Consider the following 1330-nt stretch of genomic DNA (forward strand, 5'->3'; position numbering starts at 1 on the left):
GGCGCAGCAATTGCGCCACCGATGCAAACGGCACCGTGAACTCCTTGCTGCGGCCATCGGCTTCGGTGACCGTGACGACCAGATCGCCGCCGTAGCCGGTCGAATAGAGATCGGTGATTTCAAACGGACCCGGCGCGACGTTCGTTTCTTGCAACACCTGGCCGTTCTGGCGGATCGTCACGCGAGCGTTCGTCTCCGCCGTGCCGCGCACGACCGGTGCGTAACCGCGCATCGATTCAGGCAGCATGCGGTCGTCGGTGGCGAGTTGCACGCCGCGAAACGAGACGCCATCGAAGATCTCGCCGGTCGTGTTCGCATCGCCCACGGTGAGTTGCGAGCCTAGCTTTGTGATATCACGCTGCGCATAGGTCGCGATGTTGTCGAACTGCGTCTTCTGGCCGGTGCCGGCCGATATCGACGATTGGTGGCGGAAATGCCACGCGCCAATGTTCACGCCCGCGCTCAGGCCCAGGTAGCTTTGGCTCGAGCCGATGCCCGAGCCTTCCGTGTGACACGTGTTCGCGTTGTAGCTGATAAAGCCGCCGTTGACGCCCTGGTCCCACAACTCGGGCGACACGTAGCCACGCGCCGAGTTCTTCATGAACGCTTGCGGCACGCTCAACTCAAGCGTCTGCTGCGTGAAGTCGAAGTCGACCGTGGCACCCGGTACGATGCTGGCAATCTCATCGCAGGTTTCTGCCGTTGCAGCGCTAAGTCCGGCGGCTGCATCAGCCTTTACCAGATCCACGCCAGCGCGCTGCAACAGCGCACGGCTGAAACACGGCTTTGAGCCCAGCTTGCCGTCGGTTGAAACAAAGCGAATGTCTTCACGCGCCAGACGCATTCCATTCACGATCAGATCGACCGAATACGTCCCCGGTGTCACGGCGTTGCCGCGCGTGAAACGGCTCGTGTCGACCGCCGTGCCCCCGTCACCGCGCAGATACGTGTTGTCGAAACTGACTTCATCGACGGCGCCGGTCTGGGTTTGCGGCGTGATCGCGGCTGCGGCTGCGGCATCGGCCACGGCTTGAGGAATCGCACCACACGCCATCATCGAGAAAGCGATCGCGGCAAGCGGCTTCAAGCGCAGCCGGAATGCGACCGGGTACTGAGCATTGAATACGGTTTGAGCAGAGAGTTTCATGATTCAGCCTGCGATGATTGGGTCAATTCAGACGCGACTTGACCCATCGGGCTGTTCGGAACAGTCCGCTCGGTAAAACGCGTGTTGGGTGTTGGGGAAGGCGTCGGCTCGGTATGGCCCGCGACACCTTCAGTCGCCCCGGTGAGGGGCGAAGTCTTCAGTGAGGTCTTACGGGCTAACCGG

At 61.8% G+C, this 1330-nt stretch carries 2 protein-coding genes; both read right to left on the reverse strand.

What is annotated here, in order from left to right:
• On the reverse strand, nt 1–1147 hold a 1147-nt coding region (locus FH08_RS0133770), incomplete at its 3' end, for a fimbria/pilus outer membrane usher protein (RefSeq protein WP_031362596.1).
• On the reverse strand, nt 1144–1330 hold a 187-nt coding region (locus FH08_RS53655), incomplete at its 5' end, for a hypothetical protein (protein WP_235210583.1). The genes FH08_RS53655 and FH08_RS0133770, both read right to left, overlap by 4 nt.

The organism is Caballeronia sordidicola (assembly GCF_000729995.1).
GTDB lineage: Bacteria > Pseudomonadota > Gammaproteobacteria > Burkholderiales > Burkholderiaceae > Caballeronia > Caballeronia sordidicola_A.